Source organism: Pandoraea oxalativorans (assembly GCF_000972785.3).
Taxonomy (GTDB): domain Bacteria; phylum Pseudomonadota; class Gammaproteobacteria; order Burkholderiales; family Burkholderiaceae; genus Pandoraea; species Pandoraea oxalativorans.
Window position 1 is genome coordinate 2,076,285 of sequence record NZ_CP011253.3, and the last position, 24,483, is coordinate 2,100,767.

The 24,483-nt window shown below is 62.5% G+C and carries 24 protein-coding genes and 1 other RNA gene; 22 read left to right on the plus strand and 3 right to left on the minus strand.

Going from position 1 to position 24,483, the window contains the following annotated elements; translation table 11 throughout:
- Positions 1-38: 38 nt before the first annotated feature.
- Positions 39-1,301, minus strand: a complete 1,263-nt coding sequence (gene rho, locus MB84_RS09375) for a transcription termination factor Rho (protein ID WP_039399112.1) — start codon at positions 1,299-1,301, stop codon at positions 39-41.
- Between the two features lie 187 nt (positions 1,302-1,488).
- On the minus strand, positions 1,489-1,815 hold the full coding sequence (gene trxA, locus MB84_RS09380) for a thioredoxin TrxA (RefSeq protein ID WP_039399110.1): 327 nt from the start codon (positions 1,813-1,815) through the stop codon (positions 1,489-1,491).
- A 302-nt stretch (positions 1,816-2,117) separates the two neighbouring features.
- On the opposite strand from trxA, the gene ffs reads away from it, so the two are divergent.
- The 12 genes from ffs to MB84_RS09440 all read left to right on the plus strand — a co-directional run bounded on the left by ffs (position 2,118) and on the right by MB84_RS09440 (position 14,230).
- Positions 2,118-2,216: signal recognition particle sRNA small type (ffs, locus tag MB84_RS09385), an RNA gene on the plus strand.
- Between the two features lie 309 nt (positions 2,217-2,525).
- Complete coding sequence (dnaX, locus tag MB84_RS09390) at positions 2,526-4,463, plus strand: DNA polymerase III subunit gamma/tau (RefSeq protein ID WP_046293607.1); 1,938 nt, start codon at positions 2,526-2,528, stop codon at positions 4,461-4,463.
- 149 nt (positions 4,464-4,612) lie between these two features.
- The gene (locus tag MB84_RS09395; RefSeq protein WP_010807314.1) at positions 4,613-4,939 is read left to right on the plus strand and encodes a YbaB/EbfC family nucleoid-associated protein; all 327 of its coding nucleotides are present in this window, start codon (positions 4,613-4,615) and stop codon (positions 4,937-4,939) included.
- Between the two features lie 34 nt (positions 4,940-4,973).
- Positions 4,974-5,576 (plus strand): recombination mediator RecR, encoded by a 603-nt coding sequence (recR, locus tag MB84_RS09400; RefSeq protein ID WP_039399107.1) that lies wholly within the window; start codon positions 4,974-4,976, stop codon positions 5,574-5,576.
- Between the two features lie 250 nt (positions 5,577-5,826).
- On the plus strand, positions 5,827-7,185 hold the full coding sequence (locus MB84_RS09405; protein ID WP_046291587.1) for a sigma-54 dependent transcriptional regulator: 1,359 nt from the start codon (positions 5,827-5,829) through the stop codon (positions 7,183-7,185).
- A gap of 697 nt (positions 7,186-7,882) precedes the next feature.
- Positions 7,883-8,425, plus strand: coding sequence for a hypothetical protein (locus MB84_RS09410; RefSeq protein ID WP_046291588.1), 543 nt, complete (start codon positions 7,883-7,885; stop codon positions 8,423-8,425).
- 5 nt (positions 8,426-8,430) lie between these two features.
- The gene (locus MB84_RS09415) at positions 8,431-8,934 is read left to right on the plus strand and encodes a hypothetical protein (protein ID WP_157122676.1); all 504 of its coding nucleotides are present in this window, start codon (positions 8,431-8,433) and stop codon (positions 8,932-8,934) included.
- A complete protein-coding gene (locus tag MB84_RS09420) occupies positions 8,931-9,581 on the plus strand; it encodes a hypothetical protein (RefSeq protein WP_046291589.1) in 651 nt (216 codons plus the stop codon). The genes MB84_RS09415 and MB84_RS09420 overlap by 4 nt, the downstream gene beginning before the upstream one ends.
- A 30-nt stretch (positions 9,582-9,611) precedes the next feature.
- Positions 9,612-10,988: a hypothetical protein gene (locus MB84_RS09425; protein ID WP_157122677.1), complete on the plus strand. Its 1,377-nt coding sequence runs from the start codon at positions 9,612-9,614 to the stop codon at positions 10,986-10,988.
- A 54-nt stretch (positions 10,989-11,042) separates the two neighbouring features.
- The gene (locus MB84_RS09430) at positions 11,043-11,753 is read left to right on the plus strand and encodes a C39 family peptidase (RefSeq protein ID WP_245725520.1); all 711 of its coding nucleotides are present in this window, start codon (positions 11,043-11,045) and stop codon (positions 11,751-11,753) included.
- Positions 11,754-11,765: 12 nt separating this feature from the next.
- Positions 11,766-12,515, plus strand: coding sequence for a hypothetical protein (locus MB84_RS09435; RefSeq protein ID WP_046291591.1), 750 nt, complete (start codon positions 11,766-11,768; stop codon positions 12,513-12,515).
- A gap of 383 nt (positions 12,516-12,898) precedes the next feature.
- Positions 12,899-14,230: a hypothetical protein gene (locus MB84_RS09440; RefSeq protein WP_046291592.1), complete on the plus strand. Its 1,332-nt coding sequence runs from the start codon at positions 12,899-12,901 to the stop codon at positions 14,228-14,230.
- Positions 14,231-14,251: 21 nt separating this feature from the next.
- Here MB84_RS09440 and MB84_RS09445 read toward each other — a convergent pair whose 3' ends face one another.
- On the minus strand, positions 14,252-14,677 hold the full coding sequence (locus MB84_RS09445) for a hypothetical protein (protein ID WP_046291593.1): 426 nt from the start codon (positions 14,675-14,677) through the stop codon (positions 14,252-14,254).
- A gap of 352 nt (positions 14,678-15,029) precedes the next feature.
- On the opposite strand from MB84_RS09445, the gene MB84_RS30910 reads away from it, so the two are divergent.
- The 10 genes from MB84_RS30910 to rpoS all read left to right on the plus strand — a co-directional run bounded on the left by MB84_RS30910 (position 15,030) and on the right by rpoS (position 24,385).
- Positions 15,030-15,770 (plus strand): helix-turn-helix transcriptional regulator, encoded by a 741-nt coding sequence (locus MB84_RS30910; protein ID WP_245725521.1) that lies wholly within the window; start codon positions 15,030-15,032, stop codon positions 15,768-15,770.
- Positions 15,771-16,204: 434 nt separating this feature from the next.
- Positions 16,205-17,407, plus strand: a complete 1,203-nt coding sequence (locus MB84_RS09455; protein WP_046291594.1) for a CaiB/BaiF CoA transferase family protein — start codon at positions 16,205-16,207, stop codon at positions 17,405-17,407.
- 108 nt (positions 17,408-17,515) lie between these two features.
- The gene (locus MB84_RS09460; protein ID WP_046291595.1) at positions 17,516-18,547 is read left to right on the plus strand and encodes an ABC transporter substrate-binding protein; all 1,032 of its coding nucleotides are present in this window, start codon (positions 17,516-17,518) and stop codon (positions 18,545-18,547) included.
- Entirely contained in the window at positions 18,547-19,359 is an 813-nt protein-coding gene (locus MB84_RS09465) for an ABC transporter ATP-binding protein (RefSeq protein ID WP_046293611.1), read from the plus strand. The genes MB84_RS09460 and MB84_RS09465 overlap by 1 nt, the downstream gene beginning before the upstream one ends.
- Before the next feature lie 6 nt (positions 19,360-19,365).
- Positions 19,366-19,488: a hypothetical protein gene (locus tag MB84_RS31435; protein ID WP_257125701.1), complete on the plus strand. Its 123-nt coding sequence runs from the start codon at positions 19,366-19,368 to the stop codon at positions 19,486-19,488.
- 45 nt (positions 19,489-19,533) lie between these two features.
- Entirely contained in the window at positions 19,534-20,352 is an 819-nt protein-coding gene (locus MB84_RS09470; RefSeq protein ID WP_046291596.1) for an ABC transporter permease, read from the plus strand.
- A gap of 101 nt (positions 20,353-20,453) precedes the next feature.
- Positions 20,454-21,215 carry a 5'/3'-nucleotidase SurE gene (gene surE, locus MB84_RS09475; RefSeq protein ID WP_046291597.1) on the plus strand — a complete coding sequence of 254 codons (762 nt, stop codon included), beginning with the start codon at positions 20,454-20,456 and terminating at the stop codon, positions 21,213-21,215.
- A complete protein-coding gene (locus tag MB84_RS09480) occupies positions 21,212-22,399 on the plus strand; it encodes a protein-L-isoaspartate(D-aspartate) O-methyltransferase (RefSeq protein ID WP_046291598.1) in 1,188 nt (395 codons plus the stop codon). The genes surE and MB84_RS09480 overlap by 4 nt, the downstream gene beginning before the upstream one ends.
- A gap of 85 nt (positions 22,400-22,484) precedes the next feature.
- Positions 22,485-23,270, plus strand: coding sequence for a peptidoglycan DD-metalloendopeptidase family protein (locus tag MB84_RS09485; RefSeq protein ID WP_084010027.1), 786 nt, complete (start codon positions 22,485-22,487; stop codon positions 23,268-23,270).
- 17 nt (positions 23,271-23,287) lie between these two features.
- Entirely contained in the window at positions 23,288-24,385 is a 1,098-nt protein-coding gene (gene rpoS, locus MB84_RS09490; RefSeq protein ID WP_046291600.1) for an RNA polymerase sigma factor RpoS, read from the plus strand.
- The last annotated feature ends 98 nt before the right edge of the window (positions 24,386-24,483 follow it).

Genomic DNA, 24,483 nt, shown 5'->3' on the forward strand with positions numbered 1-24,483 from the left:
GGCTTTTTTCGTGATGCGCTGGCGTGGGATCGTAACGATCAGCCGCCGCGGCGCATCAGGTCGAAGAACTCGGCGTTGTTCTTCGTCTGCTTGATCTTGCCAAGCAGGAATTCCATGGCTTCGGCTTCGTCCATATCGTAGATGAGCTTGCGCAGCACCCAGATCTTTTGCAGGATTTCCGGCTTGATCAGCAGCTCTTCGCGACGCGTACCCGACTTGTTCAGGTTGATCGACGGATAGACACGCTTTTCCGCCAGGCGACGCTCAAGGTGCACTTCCATGTTGCCGGTGCCCTTGAATTCTTCGTAGATCACGTCGTCCATGCGGCTGCCGGTTTCGATCAGCGCCGTGGCGATGATCGTGAGCGAGCCACCTTCTTCGACGTTACGCGCAGCACCGAAGAAGCGCTTCGGGCGTTGCAGCGCGTTGGCGTCCACACCGCCGGTCAGCACCTTGCCCGATGCCGGGATCACGGTGTTGTAGGCGCGGGCCAGACGCGTGATCGAGTCCAGCAGAATCACCACGTCTTCTTTCATTTCGATCAGGCGCTTGGCCTTCTCGATGACCATTTCCGCAACCTGAACGTGACGCGTGGCCGGTTCGTCGAACGTCGACGCGATCACTTCGCCGCGCACCGAACGCTGCATTTCCGTCACTTCTTCCGGGCGCTCGTCGATGAGCAGCACGAAGAGCTTGGCTTCCGGATGGTTGGCCGTGATCGCGTGGGCGATGTGCTGGAGCATCACGGTCTTACCGGACTTCGGCGAAGCGACCAGCAGACCGCGCTGGCCCTTGCCGATCGGGGCGATCATGTCGATGATGCGGCCCGTCACGTTCTCTTCGCCGCGAATGTCGCGCTCGAGCAGCAGCGGCTTGTTCGGGTGCAGCGGCGTGAGGTTCTCGAACATGATCTTATGTTTCGAGGCCTCGGGCGGGTGGCCGTTGACTTTGTCGACCTTCACCAGCGCGAAATAACGTTCGCCGTCTTTCGGCGTACGCACTTCCCCTTCGATCGTGTCGCCGGTATGCAGGTTGAAGCGGCGGATCTGCGACGGGCTGATATAGATGTCGTCCGTGCTGGCCAGATACGACGTCTCGGGCGAGCGCAGGAAACCGAAGCCGTCCGGCAGCACTTCGAGCGTACCGTCGCCAAAGATGGTTTCGCCGGACTTTGCGCGCTTCTTAAGAATGGCGAACATCAGCTCCTGCTTGCGAAGGCGGTTGGCGTTCTCGATTTCGAGACCGTTCGCCATTTCTAGCAGCTCGGAGACGTGCTGGGACTTTAGTTCGGATAAATGCATACGGAGGTGCCGTCCGCTGGACGACAAGTGGATGATCAGGGAAAAGTGAGCGAACGCTCGAAGAACTTTGGGGTGCTTTTGGGCGGATTATATAGCAAGCAGCGTCAGGCGCAAGCACTGTGCCGCTTGGCCCGTGCCGGGGTGTCGTACTGCGGCGACAAAGGCCCCGGCACTTGCCGTCGACGTTTTACAGATTGCCGTCGAGGAACGAGGTCAGTTGCGACTTCGACAGGGCGCCGACCTTTTGGGCGGCGACAGCGCCGTTCTTGAACAGAATCAGCGTCGGGATGCCGCGAATGCCGAACTTGGCCGGCACGCCCTGGTGCTCGTCCACGTTGATCTTGGCGATCTGCACCTTGTCGCCGTATTCCTTCGACACTTCGTCGAGGATCGGGGCGATCATCTTGCAGGGGCCGCACCATTCTGCCCAGAAGTCGAGCAGCACCGGCTTGTCGGATTTCAAAACGTCCGCGTCGAAGCTGGCGTCGGTGATGTGCTTGATAGTTTCGCTCATGAGAATTGTTGCCTCGTCTGACTATTCGGAAACGTCCGATGAAAATGGCGCCATACGCCGCTTGTTTTCACCGACGCTGGAGATGTCACCCAGCTTTCGCGGGCGTGCATTCTCCATATGGAGGCTGCAATCGCGGGCTTCAATAGCGTTCGCCAATGCAGTTTGTGCTCATCTTAGCGGAAATTGCCAACGCTTGCGCGCGCTGCTCCCACGCGCGGCGACGCGCCCGCGAGCGCTTGCCGTCCCACTTTCTTGCGCGTCGGGCTTCTGTTGACGCGTCGACTCTGATAGAATCTCTCCCTGACGGGCCTCCTCGCATGGTGGCGCGGCCAATCTGGTCAGGTCGGGAACGAAGCAGCCACAGCCGTTTTCTACCAGTGCCGAGGGTCAGGCTCGTCACCTACCTCCTTGTTTTATCGATGTTCCTCGCGCGTTCTGCGCACTCACGATTTCCCTTGAAGCCTCGTCGCGTTGCCTCATTGTCGATGGACGGGATACGTTCGTCGTCGGCTTTGCCATATCGGTTGTGATGACGACGCTCGTCGTGTCCCGCGTCTCGCGTGGTCTCGACGGGCTTGGTAGAATCGCCCAACATTTTTTTCTATCGCACCGATAGCCTGTCGAATCTGGCAGGAAAATCGGCCCGAACGACGTCCGATCGGGCGTTGACATCGGTGCGGAAGCCCAACGCCGAACTGTTACAATTTGGCATGACCTATCAAGTACTCGCGCGCAAATGGCGCCCCAAAGGCTTCTCGACCCTGGTGGGCCAGGAGCATGTCGTGCGTGCGTTGACGCACGCGCTCGAGCAACAGCGCCTGCACCACGCCTATCTGTTTACCGGCACGCGCGGCGTCGGCAAGACGACGCTTTCGCGCATTCTGGCCAAGGCGCTCAATTGCGAGACGGGGATCACGGCGGAACCTTGCGGCGTCTGTAAGGCGTGCAAGGCCATCGACGAAGGGCGCTTCGTCGATTACGTCGAAATGGACGCGGCCTCGAACCGTGGCGTCGACGAAATGACGTCGCTGCTCGAAAAGGCGGTCTACGCACCGGCGGACGCGCGCTTTAAGGTCTACATGATCGACGAAGTGCACATGCTCACCGGGCACGCCTTCAACGCGATGCTCAAAACGCTCGAAGAGCCGCCCGCGCACGTCAAATTCATTCTCGCGACGACCGATCCGCAGAAGATTCCGGTCACCGTGCTGTCCCGCTGTCTGCAATTCAATCTGAAGCAGATGCCGGCAGGCCATATCGTGTCGCACCTCACGAACATCCTCGGCGAAGAAGGGATCGAGAACGAACCTCAGGCATTGCGCCTGCTCGCCAAGGCGGCGGGCGGCAGCATGCGCGACGCGTTGTCGCTCACCGATCAGGCCATCGCCTACGCTGCCGGACCGCTCACCGAGACGGCCGTGCGCGGCATGCTCGGCGCAATCGATCAGAGCGTGCTGGTGCGTTTGCTCGACGCGCTCAAAGACGAGTCGCGTACCGATCTGCTTGCGATTGCCGACGAAATGGCCGAGCGCAGTTTCTCGTTCGCGTCAGGGCTGCAGGATCTCGGCAGCCTGCTCCACAAGATCGCATTGGCGCAATATGCGCCGCAGGCCGTGTCCGACGACTGGCCCGAAGCGGCAGACGTGCGACGTCTGGCCGAAGCGCTGTCGCCCGAGGCGGTTCAGCTCTATTACCAGATCGCCACGCGTGCGCGAGGCGAACTCGGTCTGGCGCCCGATGAATACACCGGTTTCTCGATGGCGCTGTTGCGCATGGCGGCGTTCACGCCGCTGCTCGCGGGCGGCACGCTCGCCGAGCCGCCGACGCCACAGGCCGCAGGCGCGGCGCGGGCGATGCCTGCCACCGCGTCGGCCGCGCCAGCCCCTTCGCGTGCCCCGATGGGGGGCGAGCCGGCACCGCGCGCATCGGCCGCGCCGTCCGCACCTGCTGCCGGATCGGCGGCACCGGCAGCACAGCCGGAAGCGCGCCGCGCACCGGCCGCACGCAGCAGTGCACCGACCGACGGTGCGCCGATGTCGCCTGCCCGTGCCGCACTCGCTGCGCTGAACGCGGGACGTAAGGGTACGGCAGGGCGCACCGGCGGTGCGACCAACGCCAATCGCGCTGGTACGGCGAGGGCGTCGGACGAAGCCCCGGCCGGTGCCGATCCGGAGCCCGAGCCTGCGGCATCTGCGGGGGCGTCAGCTGCTGCACCCACCCCGGCGGCGGCACCGCGCGCCTGCGTCTATCGCGAAGCCGACGGCGTCGCCCCGGTCTTTAAGGGTGAGTGGCCGGCACTGGCCGCGGAAATCCCGGCACGGGGTCTCGCACAGCAATTGGCCTTCCAGAGCGAACTGACGGAAGTGGCGGGACGCGCCTTGCACCTACGCGTGCCGCTGCGCCAACTGGCGGATGCGGCGACCACCGACAAACTACGTCAGGTGCTTTCGGAGCACTTCGGTGGCGACGTGCAACTGCACGTCGAACTGGGACAGGTCGGGACCACTGCCGCTTCGCTGGCGGCGCAAGCCGCCGCGGCGCGGCAGCGGGCGGCCGAACAGGCGATTGCCGACGATCCGCTCATGCGCGAGCTGATCGAGGAATTCGACGCCCAGATCCTTCCGGGAAGCATTCGCCCGGTACAATAAGCAAGTTCGCTTTCGCAAAAGGACGACGGTTTTTCGAATCCTTCGTCCTAAACGCGCGTTTGGTATGTTCCCCTCATCAGGACGGGCCCCGAACGCGCTGCGTGCAAAGCACCCACCCGGCACCCCACACGATTTATTCAGGAGTCAAGATGCTGAAAGGAAACATCGCGGGTCTGATGAAACAGGCTCAGCAAATGCAGGAAAACATGAAGAAGGCGCAGGAGCAACTGGCTCAGATCGAAGTCGAAGGTCAGTCGGGGGCGGGGCTCGTGAAGGTCGTGATGACCTGCAAGAACGATGTGCGTCGCGTGACCATCGATCCGAGCCTGCTGGCCGACGACAAGGACATGCTGGAAGATCTCGTGGCCGCCGCGTTCAACGACGCCGTGCGCAAGGCCGAAGCCACCGCGCAGGAAAAGATGGGCGGTCTCACCGCCGGTCTGCCGCTGCCGCCGGGCTTCAAGATGCCGTTCTGAGTCTCGCCTGTCAGCTTCCATAGAAAGACGACGCATGCCCCAGCTCCAGCTCTCGAGCCTGCAGGAACTCGTCGACGCCTTGCGCGCGTTGCCGGGTGTCGGCCCGAAGTCCGCCCAACGTATCGCCTACCATCTGCTGCAACGTGACCGCAAAGGCGCGGTGCGTTTGGGCGAGGCGCTGGTGCATGCCTCCGAGCAGATCCGCCATTGCGCGCGCTGCAATACCTTTACCGAAGTGGAAATCTGCGAGACGTGCCTCGATCCCGAGCGCGACACGAGCCTGCTCTGCGTGGTGGAAACGCCCGCCGATCAGAACATGCTTGAGCAGACGATGACCTTCAAGGGTCTGTATTTCGTCCTGATGGGCCATCTGTCGCCGCTCGACGGCGTGGGGCCGGGCGAGATCCATTTCGAGCAACTGATTCGCCGCGCCACCGACGGCGTGGTCAAGGAAGTGGTGCTCGCCACCAACTTCACCAACGAGGGCGAAGCCACGGCCCATTACATCGGACAGACGCTCAAGGCGCGCGGTTTGCGTGTCAGTCGGCTCGCGCGAGGCGTGCCGGTCGGGGGCGAACTGGAGTATGTGGACGCAGGCACAATCGCCCGCGCGGTCCTCGACAGGCATACGCTCTGAGCATGACGCGGACGTGACGCCATGCGCCTTTGCGCGTAGGTACTCGTACTCTCATCCAATCGGATTAGCTGTATTCGCTATATCTGGGCCTACCCCCGTCCCCTAGACTGAATCTGCCGACTTGGGGACCCAACAACACGGGGAACACCATAACTCCCGGGCGGCGTGGGGCCGTATAACCTGTTGTGCATATACCGGTCTGAGACCCAATAATTTGCGCGCAGGCACTGCTTAGGCAGGGAGTTAAGGTATGGCTAACGATACCGGGCGCACCCTGATTTACGCTTCCCGAAAGCACAACGACGGTTTGCTGTCGTTTTTGGGAGAGCAAGGCTGGCAAGTCGTGCCGGCCAAGAGCGCCAGCGACGTCGGTCGCATTCTCAATCCGGGGGTCACCAGCGCAGCACTCATCGACCTGGCGAGCGGTTATAGCGACCGCGAGATGGGCGCGTTCGAGTCCTGCATGCAACCGGCCACGGTCGGCTGGGTTGCCGCGACAAATCCCGAACAACTTTCGACGACGTCGATCCGTCGCCTCATTCGCGACTATTGCTTCGACTACGTCAACGTGCCTTGCACGAACGACCAGCTCGCGCATTCGATCGGGCATGCCTGGGGCATGGCGTCGCTGTGTGAAGTGCCGATCATCACGCCGCAAGTCGGTGGCGATCAGGAAATGGTCGGCACATGCGAAGCGATGCAGCAACTCTTTCGCACCATTCGCAAAGTGGCCAACACCGATGCCCCGGTCTTCATCTCGGGCGAGTCGGGCACGGGCAAGGAACTGAGTGCAGTGGCGATCCACGAGCGCTCGTTGCGCGCGAAGGGGCCATTTGTTGCGATCAACTGTGGCGCGATTCCACCGCACCTGATGCAGTCCGAACTATTTGGCTACGAGCGGGGGGCCTTTACCGGCGCCAACGCGCGTAAAGTCGGGCGTGTCGAGTCCGCCAACGGCGGCACGCTGTTCCTCGACGAAATCGGCGATCTGCCCATCGAGAGTCAGGCGAGCCTGCTGCGTTTCCTGCAGCAGGGCGCGATCGAGCGTCTGGGCGGGCACGAAGTCATTCCGGTCAATGTGCGCATCATTTCCGCGACGCACGTCGATCTCGAGACGGCCGTGAAAGAAGGGCGCTTCCGCATGGACCTGTTCCATCGTCTGTGCGTGTTGCGCGTGGATGAGCCGCCGCTGCGCGCGCGCGGGCAGGACATTGAGATTCTTGCCCATCACGTGCTCCAGCGTTTCAAAGGCGACAACCATCGCAAGATTCGCGGCTTCACGCAATGCGCGGTGCAAGCGATGTACGAATATCACTGGCCGGGCAACGTGCGCGAGTTGATCAACCGCGTTCGCCGGGCCATCGTGATGGCCGATAGCCGCATGATTTCGGCTAAGGATCTCGACCTTCTGCCGTGGGTGCCGACGCTGGTGCGCACGCTGGAGGAAATTCGCGCGGAGGCCGAACGAACGGCCATCGAGCAAGCGTTGCTGCGCCATTGTCACCGACTGACGGATGTGGCTGCAGAGCTGGGAATCTCGCGCATTACGCTGTACCGCCTCATGTGCCGGTACGGATTGCGCGGCGACGAATCGGGCGTGCCGGCCTGATATCTTCTGGCGAAGAGAGAGCGACCGTCCTGCGATGAGCAGGGCGGTCGTTTCTTTTTGGGCTCCTGAATATCGTGCGCTCGACGCGCCGTGCAAGGGTCTGCGAGATGCGCCGACCGATGCGTCCGTATGGCGTGAAAACATCGCGCATCAAACGCAATTTCCCCCTCCCGTTTTGCCCCGCCGTCGCATTTTGCGACTGCTGCCATCGCCAATAACGACGGGCGATTCCGGGCATTCCCATGGTGTCTCTCGACGCTGCCGTTTCATACGCTTTGCGTTACCTCAAGTTTCGAAATATCGCGTGCGAGGGTTGTCCCGAACACACATCAAAGATGAAACATCCGGGGGGAAAAACGCGGCTTCGAAAAAATCGCGCGACTGTGACGGACCTGTGTCGTTTCGTTCCGGCCCTAACAATCTGCCGCAATTCTGTCACGCGAGACCCTTGTGAACAGGGCGTTTTCGGCATGCGTCGCTGCTCGCGCCGATATCGTTCGTAGTTCGGAATGTTTGGGTTGTGCGCCGATGGTGTGACAAGCGGTGCCTGAACGCCCCCACGTATCAATGCTGAAACGTTTTCGGCCACTCGTCCCGGCGTGCCAGCGAGACTGAAAATTTAACGTCAATGTTTTCAAACACTTAAACCGGGTGGCACGGAAGTCGCTTTGTTGGTCCGGGCAAGGAGGACACAGCGATGCGAATTCTCACCACCGAAATGCAGTACCGCGTACGACACGGTGCAGGCGCACTGAGTGCGGCCATCGTTGTGGCGCTCGGACTGTGTGCTGCACCGGCGCAAGCGCAGGACAACATCTCCCGCTCGCCGCTCATGCAGTTGGCAATGCTCACCGGCTCGATGGTGCCGGCATCGTTTATGACGACGTCGCTGCCCACCGCCTCGATCTCCGATGCGGATGTCGCCGTCGCGGCCCCGGTCGCCGACGCTGTGGTGCCGGAGCAAGCACCCGCAGTGGCGGGCAACGACGACAGTCGGACCGTGGGCGCCTCGGGCATGCCGCTCGCTGCCGCCCGTATCGACGACGAACAACTCGGAAGCCAGCGCGGCCGCAATTTGCAGGGCGCCGCGATGGTCAAGTCGCCCGGCATGGCACTCGCCAATGGTGTGACGTTGTGGGACGAACTGCCCGGTGGTATCACGCCGACGCCGCGTCCGCAGCAACTGTCGAACGGCGTGGGCAATGTCCAGGTGACGCGTGTGACCTACACCACGCGGTGATCGACATGACCCAACTCTCATTCTCGCCCGCTGTGTTCGCCACGTTGCTCGTGGCGCCCGCACCGGCCGTACTCCCGGGTCAGGCCAAGGCCGAACCGGCGACCCCGGGCGACATCGTGATCGAGCGCAACATCGGCCCGCGGATTGCCTATCGCGGCCTGCCGCGCGAAGAAAACCCCATCGGTCTCGCCGTTCCGGCGTTCCCCGCGGGGCCGTTCAACACGGCGATGGGCGCGGTGACGGCGGTGACGGATAACGAACTGACGGCGCATGCCTCCGCAGGGCTCGTTACGGGCGCCGTGCGCTCGGGGATGGACCCGGTGATGGGTGTGCTCGTGGGCAACGCCCGTGGCGGCAATGGCTTGAACACCAGCAACGGTGTCGGCGGCGGTTTCGCGGCGGGATCAGCCGGCGGCGGTATCGGCAGCATCGGCACGCTCGTCCCGTCGGTCATCAATTCGGCGCTGGCGCCGCTCTCGACGCTGGGTGCAGCAGGAGCCGCGAAATGAGCGCACATCGCAACCCCAGGGGTATTTCGCACGCCCTCTCGCTGGCTGCCGCTGCGGCGCTGACGTTCGCGAGCGGCATGTCGCAGGCACAGGACATCTGGATCACGAACGGTGAGCTTCTCGGCACGCACGCCACCATCGAGAACGGCGCTGCGGTCGGTGTGGCCGGCGCGCTCGGGGTGAATCAGGCGGCGGGTGTGAATAACGTGCAGGCAAACAGCACCGTGCTTTCCAACGGCGGCGGGCTGACGGTCGGCACGTCGAGCACGAATCAACAGGCACTCGTCACGACGACGACGGGCGCTGCCAGCGCCGCAATTCAGGGCAATGCATTTTCAGGCACCTCGGGGGTGACGCAAGTCAACCAGGCGAGCGGTGCCGGCAATCTTCAACGCAACGCGACCGTCATTGTGACTGGCGATGCGTCTGGAGTGGCGAGCGTATCGGATACGGCACTATCCGCTGCGATCTCCAAGGGTGGCCCGACTGGCCACAACAACCTCAACGATCAGTTCCGCACGGCGTCCATTTCCGGTGACGCCTTCCGCGGGGTGAGCGGTGTGTTGCAAGTGAACCAGTCGGCTGGGATAGGCAATGTAACCGCAAATGTTTTTGTGCTCCGTCCCCCGGCGGGCACATCTTTTTAACTGGGTAACTCTCTCGTCAAGGAGATGGTCATGAAAACGAAAGCAATTGCAGCGGCTGCACTGCTGGTAGCAACGGGAACCGCCATGGCTTCCCCCAATCACCAGCAATATAGCTTCTCGTTCATCGGCAACGAGACCAACGTTCTGAACCTGGTCGGCATTTTCGGTCTGGTCGGTATTCGCGGCTGCGTCACGGTGGACAACACCGGCAACGCCGTCGTGCAAAGCAACCAGAGCGTCGACGTGCACCACGTCAACCTGAAGGGACCGCTGCTTGGCAGCTATGCCACCGGCAAGGTGACGTACGGCGTCGATTCGAAGACCACCACGGTTTCGAATCAGGGCAGCGCATACCTTCTGGCTGGCAAGACGGAAACGCACTTCGACAACACCACGTCTTGGGTGAACGCGTCGGCTAACGGCCATCTGAACACGAGTCAGGCCTTCCAGGCCGGCGCAGCCTATGTTGCCGGACAGTCGAGCTCCGGCTCGGGTGGCTTCGTTGCGGGTGGCGGGTATCAATACTCGAACATCGCCGGCGGCGGAGGCATCATCGGTGGTGGCGTGATTCCGATTCCTGGTGGCCTCGCGCTCTACGGCGGCTACCTGGCTGGCAACTTCGGTGCAGGTCAGGCCTCTGCCTGGGGCGGTTATGCCTACGGTCAGCAGTCGCAACAGGCCGCCGGGTTCCTCGCAGCGGGCTTCCTGAACACGCAGAAGAGCTTCGATGCGGCTTTCCACGCAGTCGTGAACCACGGCAGCAGCTCTGTCGAGAGCGATTCCGTCGCGGCAGCGGCATTGTGGGGCTTCACCAATACGTTCACGAAGTCGACCACCTGGGCGAAGGGCGCGATCACGTATCACGTCAACACGGCGCAGTACCAGACGATGGGCGCAACGCTCGGCAGCGGCGCATTGGCTAACGCCAACGGCAACGTCGGTGTGAACGTGGCAGCAGGTGCCGACAACGCTCAGGCCAACAACGTCGCGATCGCTTCGCTCAATGCTCAGCCGGTGTATGCCTCGGCTCAGGTGTTTGCGAACCAGTCGTCGAAGGGGTCGGCCAGCCTCTCGCAGTTCCTCGTCAACGCCAGCGTGGGTGACGGCGCACTTGCCAACGCCAGCGGCAACGTCGGCGTGAACGTGGCTTCGGGTATCGGCAACGTGCAGGGCAACAGCATGGCGGCGGCAGTGTCGCAGTCGAGCGGCTGGTACAAGGGCGGTGCAGCCAATGCAACGGCTCAAACCGACCAGTCGGCCAGCATGAAGGCTTCGGGTGACTTCGTCGCCAATGCCTCGCTCGGCGCCGGTGCTCTGAAGATGGCAACGGGCAACGTGGGTGTGAACGTGGCAGCCGGTATCGGCAACGTTCAGGCCAACAGCCTGTCGATCTCGGCAATCAAGTGATGTAGCTAACCGGTCCGGGCGTCTTCCCGGACCGGTTTTTTCATGAGGTGTGTCATGAATGATGCGCGTCGTGCCGTAGTACGGATCGCTACTGTTTGCGCTCTGGCGTGCGCAAGCGTGGCCGGGCACGCGCAGTATGCATCGGTGAGCCTGGAGTCTTCGACCGGTGTACCGGCGGTCAAGAAGATGCGCTCGTTCAAATCGATGCACTACGTGAATCTGGTCCAGCAGGAGTACGACTTCAGTTGTGGTTCCGCAGCACTGGCAACGCTGCTGCGTTATGGCTACGGGATCAACATTCCCGAGACCGAAATGATTCAGCGAATGATGGCGTTCTCCAACCCGGACACCGTCATCAAGAACGGCTTCTCGATGCTCGACATGAAGAAATTCGTCGAGACGTTAGGGCTCGAGGGGCGCGGCTTCAAAGTGGATGTCGGTGCGCTGTACGACCTGAAGATCCCGGTCATCGCGCTCATCGATGTCAACGGCTATCAGCACTTTGTGGTCATCAAGGCAGCGAAGGACGGACGTGTGTTCGTGTCCGATCCGGCGCTGGGCAACCGCATTATCGAGCAGGCCGATTTTGCCAAGCAGTGGAATGGCTTGGTGCTGGCGGTCATCGGCAAGCCGTTCCTGGAGGATTCACCGCTGCTCAAAGGAAACGAATCCCTGGCTGCCAAGTTGCGCGATGGCGCGCTGGCGACCGGGACGTCACCGACCCCGATGGTGGACTTCGGCATCATCCGGGCGGACCTGTTTTGAGATCAGACCATCATGAATCGATACGTCCCGATGCTGGCCATCCCGTTGTTTGCAAGCGCCGTGCCGGCGTTCGCGTCCAACGTGGTGCCCGAGGGCTGGACGCCTGTGAGCGATGAAGTGCTTTCGCACGCGACCGGCAAGTACGCACAACAGAACATGATCTCGGGCTTTCAGCTCGTGATGCAGTCGCAGTGGCAGATGCCCACCGGCGCGAGCCTGCTCGCCACCGGCGTGCTTGGCGTGAACCAGGGGCAGGTGCAGACCGGCTCGTCGACGGTCGTCATCCCGGGCGTCGTGAATGCCGTCGCACCGACCACGCAAGCGGTGACCGGCACCGCCAATGCACTGGTCAACGGCGTCGCACAGATTACGCAGGTTGCGGGCGATGCCAACAACGCGCTGAACAAGGCCATCATCCAGTACGGTCCGGGCGTGTCGCTCGCGCTGCTGGTACCCATCAGCAACAAGTCGACGAGTAACTCCAGCACCACGGTCGGCAACCTGAGCGCGAGCGTGGCGATCAGTTCGGCCGGTATGCAGCTCTCGCTCAACACCCCGAACGGCAATCTTGGACAAAGCATTGCCGGCGGCGCAGGGGGCGCCATGAACCAGATCATGCAGGTCGTGCAGGTGGCAGGGAATGCACAGCAAGTCATGAACACCATGCAACTGAGTCTGCAGACCAGTGCGCTGACGTCGGGCGGACTACGTCAGCTCGGCATTCAGAACGCGATGGCGAATATGGTCGCCATTCGGCGTTGATGGCATGGACGGCACTCAGTGCATCGAGTGCGCGTGAACGCATTTGAAGTGAACGGAAGTGAAAGGTAAGGCGCAGCAAGCGAAGTGACGGCGTCGTGGTCGATGCATTCGGTGCGACGCCGGCAGCAACGTCCGGCAGATCTTTGTCGGACGCCATGACAACTAGACGTGGGGCGCCGCCGCAAAACACTCGCGGCGTACAAGAAGGTGATGTCGGCAGGGCCCGGGCAGGGTGCATCGACAATGCTCTTGACGCTTTCGATCTCTGTCTCGTGTTCCGTACGCATCACCCCGCAGTCGAGCAGCAAGGACAACCGTTGTTGCAACACGTGTTTGTTGGATTGCGCGCGGACACCCGTCCGCTTTTTCACCCGGGGGGGATCATGAACACTCACCGCTTTTTTCCCGTTGCCGCTATTCCGTTGGGGGTACTGCTTTTCACGCTATCGGCCCAGGCTCAGGAGCATACGGACCCATCGCCGGATAACCGTCTCCAGATGTTGATGGACATGGTTGACCGGCAGCAGCGGGAAATTTCTTCTCTGAAGCAGCGCCTCACGGATATCGAGATGGCGCAACGCGGTCGCGGTCTGACCGCGTGGGATACCGCGCAGATCGCGCAAGTCTCGCCGGGCGATGGCTCGGCCGCCGGCTCTGCGGGCACGCCCGGTGGCGGCGCTGCCGGGGCTGCCGGACCTACCTCGGCCACGCCTATCGGCGAGACGCAGCAGATGCAGAAGAGCGAGACCGAATCGCAACGCACGCCTGCGGAAGAAGCGGTCGTTCAGGCGCAGCACGCGCCGTTGTTCGACCGCAAGCTCACCATCGATGCCGGTATCAGCTACAGCTACTACGACCGGCGCCAACTGGTGCTGAGCGGCTTTCTCGCCCTCGACGCCATCTTCCTCGGTCAGTTGAACCTCGGCCAGACCAAGGCCAACGTGTGGACGTTCGACGTCAACACGCGTTACGGCGTGACCGACCGGTTGAGCGTGGCGTTCGATGTGCCGTACCTGTATCGCAACTCGGACTTCATCTCCGGCGGGGTGGGCGGTGCGGCGTCGTCTATCAGCGATATCAGCAAGAACTCGGCGAATATCGGCGACGTGAACGCGTCGTTGTACTACCAGCTCATGAAGGAAAACGCCAACTGGCCCGATATCGTGGCGTCGTTGCGCGTGACCGCACCGACCGGCACGTCGCCGTTCGGCATCAAGCTGGGTACGCCCGATCCGACGAACAACAACCTCACGACGCCGTCGCGGTTACCCACGGGTAACGGCATCTGGGCGATCACGGCTGGCCTGTCGTTCCTGCGCACCTACGACCCGATCGTGTTGTTCGCGAACGTGGCGTACACGTACAACGTGGCGAAGACGTTCGACGACATCTCGACGATCGAAGGCGTCGTGCAGCCTGCCAAGGTCAAGCTTGGCGACATCGTGCAGGTCGGGGCGGGGATGGCATTGGCGCTCAATGACAAGACGGCGCTGTCGATCTCGTATTCGACGGCAATCTCGCGTGCAACGAAGACGGCTTCTCCGGGCGGCCCGTGGACCACGGTGGCAGGCAGTACGACCAATGCGGCGTCGCTCAACTTCGGCATCAACTACGCCATCAACAAGCATTGGACGGTCAACGGTTACGTCAACGCTGGCATGTCGCCGGACGCACCGAACTACGTGATCGGGGTGCGTTTCCCGTACACGTTCTGAGGCTTGAGCGGTTAGGAGAAATCAGCGAGCGGCGGCAGACCCCATGCGGCCGCTTGCGTTGACCTTGAGGTTCGTGGCCATCATGCCGGTCGTCTGCGGCATCGAGGAAGCGGCAATGGTCGTACGCGGCTGCGCCGTGGCAGGCAGCGACGCCTGAGTCGGTTTGGGTGAAGGGGCGGGTGGAATCACTTCGTCCCAGAGACGAACGTTGTTGGCGACGGTCGCCGTCGAATTGACGGGTGCAATGCTGGTCGGACCAGCGTGACCGATGCTGGTGACGAGACTTCGCGATACGTTGGCGGCGTGGGTGCTGGCGAGCAAGGCGTCGCTCACTGTCGCCGGGATGCCGCCCACGCCGATGACGTCGGCCTGTGCGGTACTCGCAATGCACGCGGCGGCAAGACAAAACACCGCACGGCGCGTTGTGCTGACGGAAATCTTGAACATGGCGTGCCCCCCGGCCTCCGCTGACTGTCCTCTCAGACTTTTTGTATTTTATTGCGTCGGATGGGAAAAGAAAGGGAAAAAAGTAATAGCGGAATTTCCGAAATTTGAGTAAATAATTTACGCAAATTGCGGAATGTCGCGTTGAGGCAACAGGGATAAGGCTCCGCGCGAAACCGATTCGCCGCCATGCGGGCTAAGCGCATAAACTGCCTTGAAAGCAAGATGACGCCTTATGTGTAAACCGCGACAGAGGCTGGAGGATTCCTTCGGTTTTTGTCCTGTTAAAAACAACGCTAAAGGCGCGTACGTTCGAAAAAGAAAGCGGGGCGGCGGCGTGGGGATGCCGACCGGAATGACAGGGGAAATCATGCGTGTGCTGGTCCTTGGAGAGGCTGCCGCCTGGCTGAGCGGCCTCCAGATCGCGTTGCAAACCGAAGCGAGCGCGACGCCACCGGTCTTGCGTCACGTCGATAGCGTGGCGACGCAGGACTGGGTATGGCTGCGCGAGTTGCCTTCGCGTCGTGCGCTCGTACTCGATGAGTCCGTGGCGCGTACACCCGCGCTCGACACCTTGTGCTCGGCGGCCGCCGAGTGTGTTCCGCCCGTGCCGGTCATCGTCGTCGGCGATGCGGGTTTTCCCGATGAGATCATCCGCTGGCTACAAGCGGGCGTCACGGCGTGTCTGCCGTGGCCGAACTCGGTGGCGCGTATTCGTTCGGTGTTCGACCTGGCGTTCTCCGGCGGACGCTTTGTGCCGGAAGAAGCGCTCTCGGCGCTGCTGGTGCTGTGGCGCCAGGAGGCTTTGGGCGAGGCGCTGCCGCTTTCCCGTCTGCCGGTGTTTCCGTTGGGCGGGGACAAGGCGACGCAACTGGCCGAGTCTGCATTGCTGGGCATCTCCCAGCGGCAATACGAAATTCTGGCGTTGCTCTCCCGAGGACTGTCCATCAAGACCATTTGCCAGCAGCTCGTGATCTCGGAAGGCACGGCGAAGACGCACGTCTCGGCGCTTTACCGACGTCTGGGGGCGCGCAATCGCGGCGAGGCCATTTATATTGCAGCGCAACGTGGCGCGCGTCATCTGTTCGAGACGTGATCGACCGCCGACTGGCATGCCCCGCCGTATCGACGCTGAGTTGTCTCTGAGGTGCCGCGGATTCGTCGCGGATTCGTCTCGGATTCGCCTCTGAGTTGGCGCAATCGTCGGAATCGACGACGAACTGCATCGGAATCGTCCGGAATCGTCCGGGATTGCCCTTGGGGCTATTGGCCGATCGCAGACTGCCGAATTACTATACGAACTTCATTTGCCACCCATATGCCCGGATGCGGTCGTCATGGCAGCGTCCCCCACTCGACGGTGATGGCCGTCGACGAGGCTCAGGAGTCCAAGCGTTGTCCAAGTCGTCTACGCCGTTCGCATCCACTACGCCGCAGGGCGCCCATGCGCCTGAGGCACCCGCCAACCAGTCTTCCGACGCGTCTCGTCAAACTCCCGAATCGGCCAATGCGGCCAGGCCACCGCTCGGTATGCCCGGTTTCGGCGCGCTCGCCGGCGTGAAGGTGCTCGAACTCGGCACGCTCATCGCCGGTCCGTTCGCGGCACGCATGCTGGGCGAGTTCGGCGCCGAGGTCATCAAGATCGAAGATCCGCAGCACGGCGATCCGTTGCGCAAATGGCGCAAATTGCATCCCGACGCAGGCGGCACGTCGCTGTGGTGGGCCGTGCAGGCGCGTAACAAGAAGTCGGTGACCATCAACCTGAAGTCGCCGGAAGGTCAGGCCATCGTGCGCAAGCTCGCGGCGCAGGCGGACATCGTCGTCGAGAACTTCCGCCCCGGATTACTGGAACGCTTCGGATTGGGCTACGAACAGTTGTCCGCCGACAATCCCGGGCTGGTGATGGTGCGCCTGTCCGGTTACGGTCAGACCGGCCCGTATCGCGACCGGCCGGGGTTTGGCGCAATTGCCGAGTCGATGGGCGGATTGCGGCATATCACAGGCTATCCGGAATTGCCGCCGCCGCGCATCGGCATTTCCATCGGCGACTCGATTGCCGCGCTGCATGGTGTGATCGGCGCGATGATGGCGCTGCACCACCGCAACGTGAATGGCGGGCGGGGGCAGGTCGTCGACGTCGCGCTTTACGAAGCCGTCTTCAACCTGATGGAGAGCGTGGTGCCCGAGTACAGCGTTGCCGGGATGGTGCGCGAGCGCACCGGGGCGTCGCTGCCGGGCATCGTGCCGTCGAACACCTATCCGTGCGCTGACGGCATGATCGTCGTGGGCGGTAACAGCGATCCGATTTTCAAGCGGCTGATGCACGCGATTGGTCGCGCCGATCTGGCGGAGGACCCGGGTCTGGCGCATAACGACGGTCGCGTGCCGCGCACGCAGGAAATCGACGACGCCATCGGCGGCTGGACGCAAACGCGTCCCATCGACGAAGCGTTGGCGGTGCTGCAGGGTGCGGACGTGCCCGCGAGCCGCATCTACACCGTGGCCGACATGTTCAAGGATCCGCAGTTCATCGCGCGCCAGATGATCCAGCGTCATACGTTCCCGGATGGCACGCCGATCGATCTGCCAAACATCTCGCCGAAGCTCTCGCAGACCCCCGGGCAGACCCAGTGGCTCGGCCCGGAACTCGGCGCACACACGGACGAAGTGCTTGGGCAACTGGGTTATGATGCCGGGCAAATCAAAGCATTGCGCGAGAGCGGCGTCATCTGACACGGCACTACGCGCAAAGCGCTACGGGCGCGGCAAGGACTGCGGCCCGTCATCAAGCACGTCGAACTCACAAAGAAAGAACGCTGCAACCACGGAGACAACAACACCATGCAAAGACGTCAATTCGTCACGGCACTGGCCGCGACCGGCCTGATCGGCGCAGGCATTCGCCCCGGCTTCGCGCAAAACAAGCTTGAGAAGACGAAGGTCGCGATTGCGGTCGGCGGCAAGAACCTGTTCTATTACTTGCCGCTCACGATTGCCGAACGCCTGAACTACTTCAAGGACGAAGGGCTCGACGTTGAAATCTCGGACTTTGCCGGTGGCTCCAAAGCGCTGCAAGCGCTGGTCGGCGGCAGCGCCGATGTGGTGTCGGGGGCTTACGAGCACACGATTCTGTTGCAGGCGAAGAACCAGTACATCCGCGCATTCGTGCTGCAAGGCCGCGCGCCGCAGATCGTGTTCGGCGTGTCGAACAAGACGATGCCGAACTACAAGTCGATTGCCGACCTGCGTGGCAAGAAGATCGGCGTGACGGCGCCGGGGTCGTCGACCAACATCATGGCGAACTTCGTCCTGGCCAAGGGCGGTATCAAGCCCAATGAGGTCGCGTTCGTCGGCGTGGGGGCGTCGTCCGGGGCACTTGCCGCGATTCGCTCGGGCAACGTCGATGCCATCGTCAACCTCGACCCGGTCATCACCATGCTGGAGCGCGACAAGGAGATCCGTGTGATCTCGGATACGCGCACGCTCAAGGAGACGGTCTCGGTGTTCGGCGGCAATATGCCCGCCGGTTGTCTCTACACCAACGAGTCGTTCATCCAGAAGAATCCGAATACGACGCAAGCGCTGACCAATGCGATGGTCCGTGCGCTGCGCTGGCTGCAGACTGCCGGACCGGGCGACCTTATCAAGACGGTGCCTGAAGCGTATCTGCTGGGCGACCGCGCGCTGTACCTCGATGCCTGGGGCCGAGTGAAAGAGGCGATCTCGCCCGACGGCCTGATTCCGGCGGATGGCCCGGCGACGGCGCTGCGCACCTTGCAGGCGTTCGACGAGACGGTCAAGGGCAAGACGATCGATCTGTCGAAGACGTTCACGAACGAATTCACGAAGAAGGCCGACGCCAAGTACAAATGATGACTGCGCCGGCTCTGAGTTTCGACAGCATTACGTGCACCTTCGTCGCCCGCGACGACCGTTCGACGCGTTATACGGCCGTGGCCGACACGTCGCTCGACATCGCGCCGGGCGAGTTCGTTTCGGTCGTCGGGCCGACCGGGTGTGGCAAATCCACGTTGCTCAATGTGGCCGCGGGTTTGCTCACCCCGTCTTCCGGATCGATCAAGGTCTTCGGTGAACCGCTCAAGGGCATCAATTCGCGTGCCGGATACATGTTCCAGGCCGAAGCGTTGATGCCCTGGCGCAACGCGATCGACAACGTGACCGCGGGGCTGGAGTTTCGCGGTGTCGCGCCGGAAGAAGCGAAGGCGCGCGGACATGAATGGCTCAAGCGCGTGGGTCTGGGCGGTTTCGGCGATCGATATCCGCATCAGCTCTCCGGCGGCATGCGCAAGCGTGTGGCCATGGCACAGACGCTGATCCTCGATCCCGACATCATCCTGATGGACGAACCGTTCTCGGCACTCGACATCCAGACGCGTCAGCTCATGGAAAACGAGTTGCTGGATCTGTGGGCCGCCAAGCGCCGTGCCGTGCTGTTCATCACGCACGACCTCGATGAGGCGATTGCGTTGTCCGACCGGGTGGTGGTGCTGGCCGCAGGGCCGGGTACGCATCCGATCGGGGAGTTCCGGATCGATCTGCCGCGTCCGCGCGACGTGGCGGAAATTCGTAACCATCCGCGCTTCACCGAGTTGCACGCCCAGATATGGGATGTGCTTCGCGAGGAAGTCCTCAAGGGCTACGCACAACAGTTAAAGGCGGTCTGAGTGGTCATGTGGCAAATCGCCGGCATTCTCACGGTCTCGCTGAACTGGCTGAACTGGCCGGGGTGGCTTGATTGGATGGACTGGTTCGATTTGCCGGACGGCTTTGGCCTGTTCGACTGGCTGGTCTGATGACCGGTCCGGCCGCACGTCTGATATTCCCGGAATTCGTTCGTCATGCGTAATCGTTCCATCATGCGGCACCTGCGCCTGTGGCAATGGCTGCTGCTGGTCGTGGCATTTCTCGTCTGGTATGTCCTCACCAGCCCGACGCTGCTGCCCGCGTTCTATTTCGATAGCCCCGATAAGGCGGCGTTCTTCTTTGGGGAGCCGCAGAAGGTGCTGCTCCAGATCTGGCAGTGGTTCGCCAGCGGGGAGATTTATCTGCATCTGGGCGTCACGTTGCTCGAGACCGTGCTGGCGTTCGCCATCGGTACCGTGTTCGGACTCGGCGTGGGGCTTTGGCTGGCGCTTTCGCCGAGCGCTGGCGCGTTGCTCGACCCGTACATCAAGGCGGCCAATTCCATGCCCCGCGTGATTCTCGCGCCGATCTTCGGCGTGTGGTTCGGGCTCGGTATCTGGTCGAAGGTGGCGCTGGGGGTGACGCTGGTGTTCTTCATCGTCTTCTTTAACGTTTACCAGGGCGTGAAGGAAGTCAGCCCCGTGGTGCTCGCCAATGCGCGGATGCTGGGTGCCAATCAACGTCAGTTGTTGCGCCGTGTGTATTTGCCCAGTGCAACCAGTTGGGTCTTCTCCAGTCTCCACAACTCGGTCGGACTCGCGTTCGTCGGTGCGGTGGTGGGCGAGTATCTGGGGTCGTCGCGCGGCGTCGGCTACCTGATCTTGCAGGCCGAAGGCACATTCGATATCAACGCGGTGATCGCCGGGGTGCTGATTCTTACGGCCTTTGCGCTGGTGCTCGATGGACTGGTCGGCGTTGTGGAGCGGCGACTGCTGGTCTGGCAACCGCAAGCCGGAGAGACGGAGAAGATGTAACCGGATGTGACGGTATGGCGCCATGACGCGAGCGGGATACAACGCCATCGATGCCTTGACGGCGTCATATCCGAGCACCTTTCCTCGGTTACAATTGCCGCATGCGAATCCTGCTCAGCAACGACGATGGGTATCAGGCGCCAGGCCTGGCCGCGCTCTACGAAGCGTTGGCGCCGCTTGGCGACATTACCGTGGTGGCGCCCGAACAGAACTGTAGCGGTGCGTCCAATTCTCTGACCCTGCAACGGCCGCTTTCTGTCTTCAAAGCGCCCAACGACTTCACTTTCATCAACGGCACGCCGACCGACTGCGTCCACGTGGCGTTGACCGGACTGCTCGACGAGCGGCCCGATATCGTGGTCTCCGGCATCAACAACGGCCAGAACATGGGCGAAGATACGCTGTACTCCGGTACGGTGGCGGCGGCGACCGAGGGCTTCCTGTTCGGGATCCCTTCGTTTGCCTTCTCGCAAGTCAATAAAGGCTGGGATCATCTCGACAGCGCTGCCCGTGTGGCGCGCGAGGTGATCGAGCGCTATATGGAGCGGCCGCTGGGCGCGCCCTTCTTGTTAAACGTCAACATTCCCAATTTGCCGTACGCGCGCCTCAAGGGCGCGTTGTCGACGCGTCTTGGGAAGCGACATCAATCGCAGCCGGTCATCCGTCAGGTGAATCCGCGCGGCGAAGCGATTTACTGGATCGGTCCGGCTGGCGACGCGCGCGACAGCAGCGAAGGCACCGACTTCCATGCCGTGGCGCACGATTACGTCTCGGTCACCCCCTTGCAACTGGATCTCACGCATACCGCACGACTTGGCGTCGTGCACGATTGGCTGGCCAGCGCAGGGGTGGCCCAACGATGACGACACCGCCGAAGCGTTTTCCTCTCCCTCTGGCCGAAGTGATGACCCGCCGGCAGCGCAAAGCGCCGGTGCTCGACAAGGCGTCGCGCGCGAGCCCGGCCGGTGCGCCGCCCGCCGCGATGACGCGTGGTACGTCGCAAGCGAATCAGGGAAGTGGGAAGACGCCGACCGGCGGTAACAGTCACAATTTGCGGGCGGCATCGACGCCGATGGCGGGGGCTTCTGCGCGCCCGGCTGGCGCGCAGACCTCGCACGCGGTCGTGCCGAAGGGGGTGGCGCGGCGGGCCGCCGCGCCGCACGCGCAACCTGCACCGCACGTCTCGCACGTCGTTAAGCACGCACCGAAGCCGGTGGCCAAGGCGCACGGCGCGGGCGTCGCCCAGAAGGGCGGTGTCGTCGGTGGTGTTGTGGGCAAAGGCACAGTCAAGACGACGGCAAGGACGGCCACGACGCAAGTCGGGACGGCCAAGCCGTCAGCGGGCGTCGGCGCGGGAGCCATCGTGCGCACGAATACCGCGTCGGTCCTGAATTCGCCGGAGGGCATCGGACTGACGTCGGAGCGCGTGCGTGCACGCATGGCTGAACGCGTCGCGGCATCGGGCGTCGAACACCCGGGCGTACTGGCGGCGCTCGCCACTGTGCCACGTCATGGCTTTGTGGACGCCGCGCTTGCCAATCAGGCTTACGAGGACGCGGCGCTTCCCATCGGTCATGGGCAGACGATCTCGAAGCCATCGGTCGTGGGGCGCATGATCGAGTTGCTGCTCGCGAGCGGACGTCCGCTCGAAAAGGTGCTGGAAATCGGGACCGGATGCGGCTATCAGGCGGCGGTGTTGTCGTGTGTTGCACGGGACGTGTACTCCATTGAGCGGGTTCGTCCGTTACATGAACGTGCCAAAGCCAACTTGCGTCCGTTGCGCGTGCCGAACATCCGACTGCATTACGGCGATGGACGGCTCGGATTGCCTGCGGTCGCGCCGTTCGACGGCATCGTGATCGCTGCCGCCGGTCTGGAAATTCCGGACGCGCTGGTCGATCAGTTGGCCGTCGGCGCACGGCTTGTCGCCCCGGTGGGCGGCGAGCAACAAATTTTGACCCTCATCGAGCGCATCGGTGCGCGCCAGTGGCGCGAGACGCAGCTTGATAGGGTGTTATTCGTCCCCTTAAAATCGGGCATCATTTAAGCCCGTCGGGCCTATTCTGCGGAGGAATTGAGTGAATTTGCGAGCGGGTTTCCAACAACGCGTCGCCAGTGTCCTGTTGCTGAGCATGCTGGCAGCGTGCGCATCGCGACAAGTCGGGGCGCCGGTCGTCGACCGTACCGTAGGCGGTACGACGACCGACAGCAGTCTGCCGGGCGCGACTGCGCCGGTGATCGACAATACGCCGGTGCCGCCGGGTTTCTATCGCGTTAAGCCGGGCGACCGCCTATATCGCATCGCGCTGGAGAACGGGCAGAACTACCGCGATATCGCGCGCTGGAACAACATCCAGAACCCGGACCAGATCGAGGTCGGTCAGGTATTGCGCGTGAAGCCGCCTGCCGGCGACACCGGCACGCCGCTGCCGCCGCCGGTGGCCAGCACGCCGCCGAGCAATGGCAGCAGCCCGGCTGCCGTGCCGCCTGCCGTGGTGCCGCCGCCTGCGACGTCGTCGAACGCTACCGCGCCTTCGGCGGTCTCCAGCGGTGCGCTCCAATTGTCGTGGCCGGCCGCCGGTAGCGTCATCGGCCACTTCGACGACTCGAAGAACAAGGGCGTGAATATCGGTGGCAAGGTCGGCGACGCCGTCTTTGCCGCAGGCGCGGGCAAAGTCGTGTATTCGGGGGCGGGTCTGCGCGGCTATGGCAACCTCGTCATCATTAAACACGACGGCACCTTCTTGACGGCGTATGCGCACAACAGCAAACTGTTGGTCAAGGAAGGCGACTCCGTGACGCGGGGTCAGAAAATTGCCGAAATGGGTAACTCGGATGCGGATCGCGTGATGCTGCATTTCGAGGTACGTAAGGATGGCAAGCCTGTGGATCCGGAGAAGTATTTGCCGCCTCGATAAAAAATAGGCAGGGTCGAATGCTCAAGAGAAAGCGTCGCACTTCGCAAGAGGAAGACCTCGCTGTCCCGGAGTCCGATCAGGAAGCAGACGATCGGCAATCCCGGCAGGACGAGGACGTGGACGACGCTTTCGACGAGCGCGAGGCGGAGGATGACGACGCCTCGCCGTCCGATGCCGGGGAAGAGGGTTCAGCCTCTTCCGCCACCGGACGCAAACGCAAGTCCGCCGACGCCGACGACTTCGGCACCGTGCTGCAGGCCGAACTCACGGCCGACACCGTTCAGCACTATCTCAATCGCATCAGTGTCAAACCGCTGCTAACGCCCGCGGAGGAGCTTGATTACTCCACGCGCGCGCAAGCGGGCGAATTCGCGGCGCGTCAGGTCATGATCGAGCGCAATCTGCGGCTCGTCGTGAGCATCGCCAAGGGATACCTCAATCGTGGCGTGCCGTTGCTCGATCTGATCGAAGAGGGCAATCTCGGCCTGATGCACGCCATCGAAAAGTTCGATCCAGGGCGCGGTTTCCGTTTCTCGACGTACGCCACCTGGTGGATCCGTCAAAGCATTGAACGCGCCATCATGAATCAGGCGCGTACGGTGCGTTTGCCGGTGCATGTCATTCGCGAACTCAATCAGGTGTTGCGCGCGAAGCGTCACCTTGAGAAAAGTGCCGCTTATGTCGATGCGGGCGAGCAGCGCGACGCGCGCATCGAAGACATCGCCGACTTGACGGGGAAGACGCCCGAGGAAATCACCGACATTCTTGCGCTCAACGAGCATGTGGCGTCGCTCGACGCGCCGCTTGACATCGACCCCGGCAGCAGTCTGCTCGATCTGCTTTCCGACGATCGCAGCGAGGCGCCGGAACACGAGGTGCAGCATCGCGAACTGGAAGACCTCATGCGGCTATGGTTGTCGCGTCTGTCGACCAAGCATCGCTATGTCATCGAACGCCGGTTCGGACTCAACCGTGTCGAGCCTGCGACGCTGGAAGAACTGGCGGACGAAATGGGCCTCACGCGTGAGCGCGTGCGCCAGATTCAGCAAGAGGCGCTCGTGAAGCTCAAGCGCTATTTCGCCTCGAATGGCGTGCGCAAGGACGCGGTGCTCTGATCGTCGGTGCACCACCGTCGCGTGCATGGCCGTCACTTGTTGCTCATTTCTCTGATGCATCGGCGCCGAATGCCGATGTTTTCTGATTTTTTCTTCTG

What these genes read in the sequence shown, in the direction of transcription:
- rho (WP_039399112.1), bottom strand. Translation starts at nt 1,301, where the DNA reads ATGCATTTATCCGAACTAAAGTCCCAGCACGTCTCCGAGCTGCTAGAA.
- trxA (WP_039399110.1), bottom strand. Translation starts at nt 1,815, where the DNA reads ATGAGCGAAACTATCAAGCACATCACCGACGCCAGCTTCGACGCGGAC.
- dnaX (WP_046293607.1), top strand. Translation starts at nt 2,526, where the DNA reads ATGACCTATCAAGTACTCGCGCGCAAATGGCGCCCCAAAGGCTTCTCG.
- MB84_RS09395 (WP_010807314.1), top strand. Translation starts at nt 4,613, where the DNA reads ATGCTGAAAGGAAACATCGCGGGTCTGATGAAACAGGCTCAGCAAATG.
- recR (WP_039399107.1), top strand. Translation starts at nt 4,974, where the DNA reads ATGCCCCAGCTCCAGCTCTCGAGCCTGCAGGAACTCGTCGACGCCTTG.
- MB84_RS09405 (WP_046291587.1), top strand. Translation starts at nt 5,827, where the DNA reads ATGGCTAACGATACCGGGCGCACCCTGATTTACGCTTCCCGAAAGCAC.
- MB84_RS09410 (WP_046291588.1), top strand. Translation starts at nt 7,883, where the DNA reads ATGCGAATTCTCACCACCGAAATGCAGTACCGCGTACGACACGGTGCA.
- MB84_RS09415 (WP_157122676.1), top strand. Translation starts at nt 8,431, where the DNA reads ATGACCCAACTCTCATTCTCGCCCGCTGTGTTCGCCACGTTGCTCGTG.
- MB84_RS09420 (WP_046291589.1), top strand. Translation starts at nt 8,931, where the DNA reads ATGAGCGCACATCGCAACCCCAGGGGTATTTCGCACGCCCTCTCGCTG.
- MB84_RS09425 (WP_157122677.1), top strand. Translation starts at nt 9,612, where the DNA reads ATGAAAACGAAAGCAATTGCAGCGGCTGCACTGCTGGTAGCAACGGGA.
- MB84_RS09430 (WP_245725520.1), top strand. Translation starts at nt 11,043, where the DNA reads ATGAATGATGCGCGTCGTGCCGTAGTACGGATCGCTACTGTTTGCGCT.
- MB84_RS09435 (WP_046291591.1), top strand. Translation starts at nt 11,766, where the DNA reads ATGAATCGATACGTCCCGATGCTGGCCATCCCGTTGTTTGCAAGCGCC.
- MB84_RS09440 (WP_046291592.1), top strand. Translation starts at nt 12,899, where the DNA reads ATGAACACTCACCGCTTTTTTCCCGTTGCCGCTATTCCGTTGGGGGTA.
- MB84_RS09445 (WP_046291593.1), bottom strand. Translation starts at nt 14,677, where the DNA reads ATGTTCAAGATTTCCGTCAGCACAACGCGCCGTGCGGTGTTTTGTCTT.
- MB84_RS30910 (WP_245725521.1), top strand. Translation starts at nt 15,030, where the DNA reads ATGACAGGGGAAATCATGCGTGTGCTGGTCCTTGGAGAGGCTGCCGCC.
- MB84_RS09455 (WP_046291594.1), top strand. Translation starts at nt 16,205, where the DNA reads ATGCCCGGTTTCGGCGCGCTCGCCGGCGTGAAGGTGCTCGAACTCGGC.
- MB84_RS09460 (WP_046291595.1), top strand. Translation starts at nt 17,516, where the DNA reads ATGCAAAGACGTCAATTCGTCACGGCACTGGCCGCGACCGGCCTGATC.
- MB84_RS09465 (WP_046293611.1), top strand. Translation starts at nt 18,547, where the DNA reads ATGACTGCGCCGGCTCTGAGTTTCGACAGCATTACGTGCACCTTCGTC.
- MB84_RS31435 (WP_257125701.1), top strand. Translation starts at nt 19,366, where the DNA reads ATGTGGCAAATCGCCGGCATTCTCACGGTCTCGCTGAACTGGCTGAAC.
- MB84_RS09470 (WP_046291596.1), top strand. Translation starts at nt 19,534, where the DNA reads ATGCGTAATCGTTCCATCATGCGGCACCTGCGCCTGTGGCAATGGCTG.
- surE (WP_046291597.1), top strand. Translation starts at nt 20,454, where the DNA reads ATGCGAATCCTGCTCAGCAACGACGATGGGTATCAGGCGCCAGGCCTG.
- MB84_RS09480 (WP_046291598.1), top strand. Translation starts at nt 21,212, where the DNA reads ATGACGACACCGCCGAAGCGTTTTCCTCTCCCTCTGGCCGAAGTGATG.
- MB84_RS09485 (WP_084010027.1), top strand. Translation starts at nt 22,485, where the DNA reads ATGCTGGCAGCGTGCGCATCGCGACAAGTCGGGGCGCCGGTCGTCGAC.
- rpoS (WP_046291600.1), top strand. Translation starts at nt 23,288, where the DNA reads ATGCTCAAGAGAAAGCGTCGCACTTCGCAAGAGGAAGACCTCGCTGTC.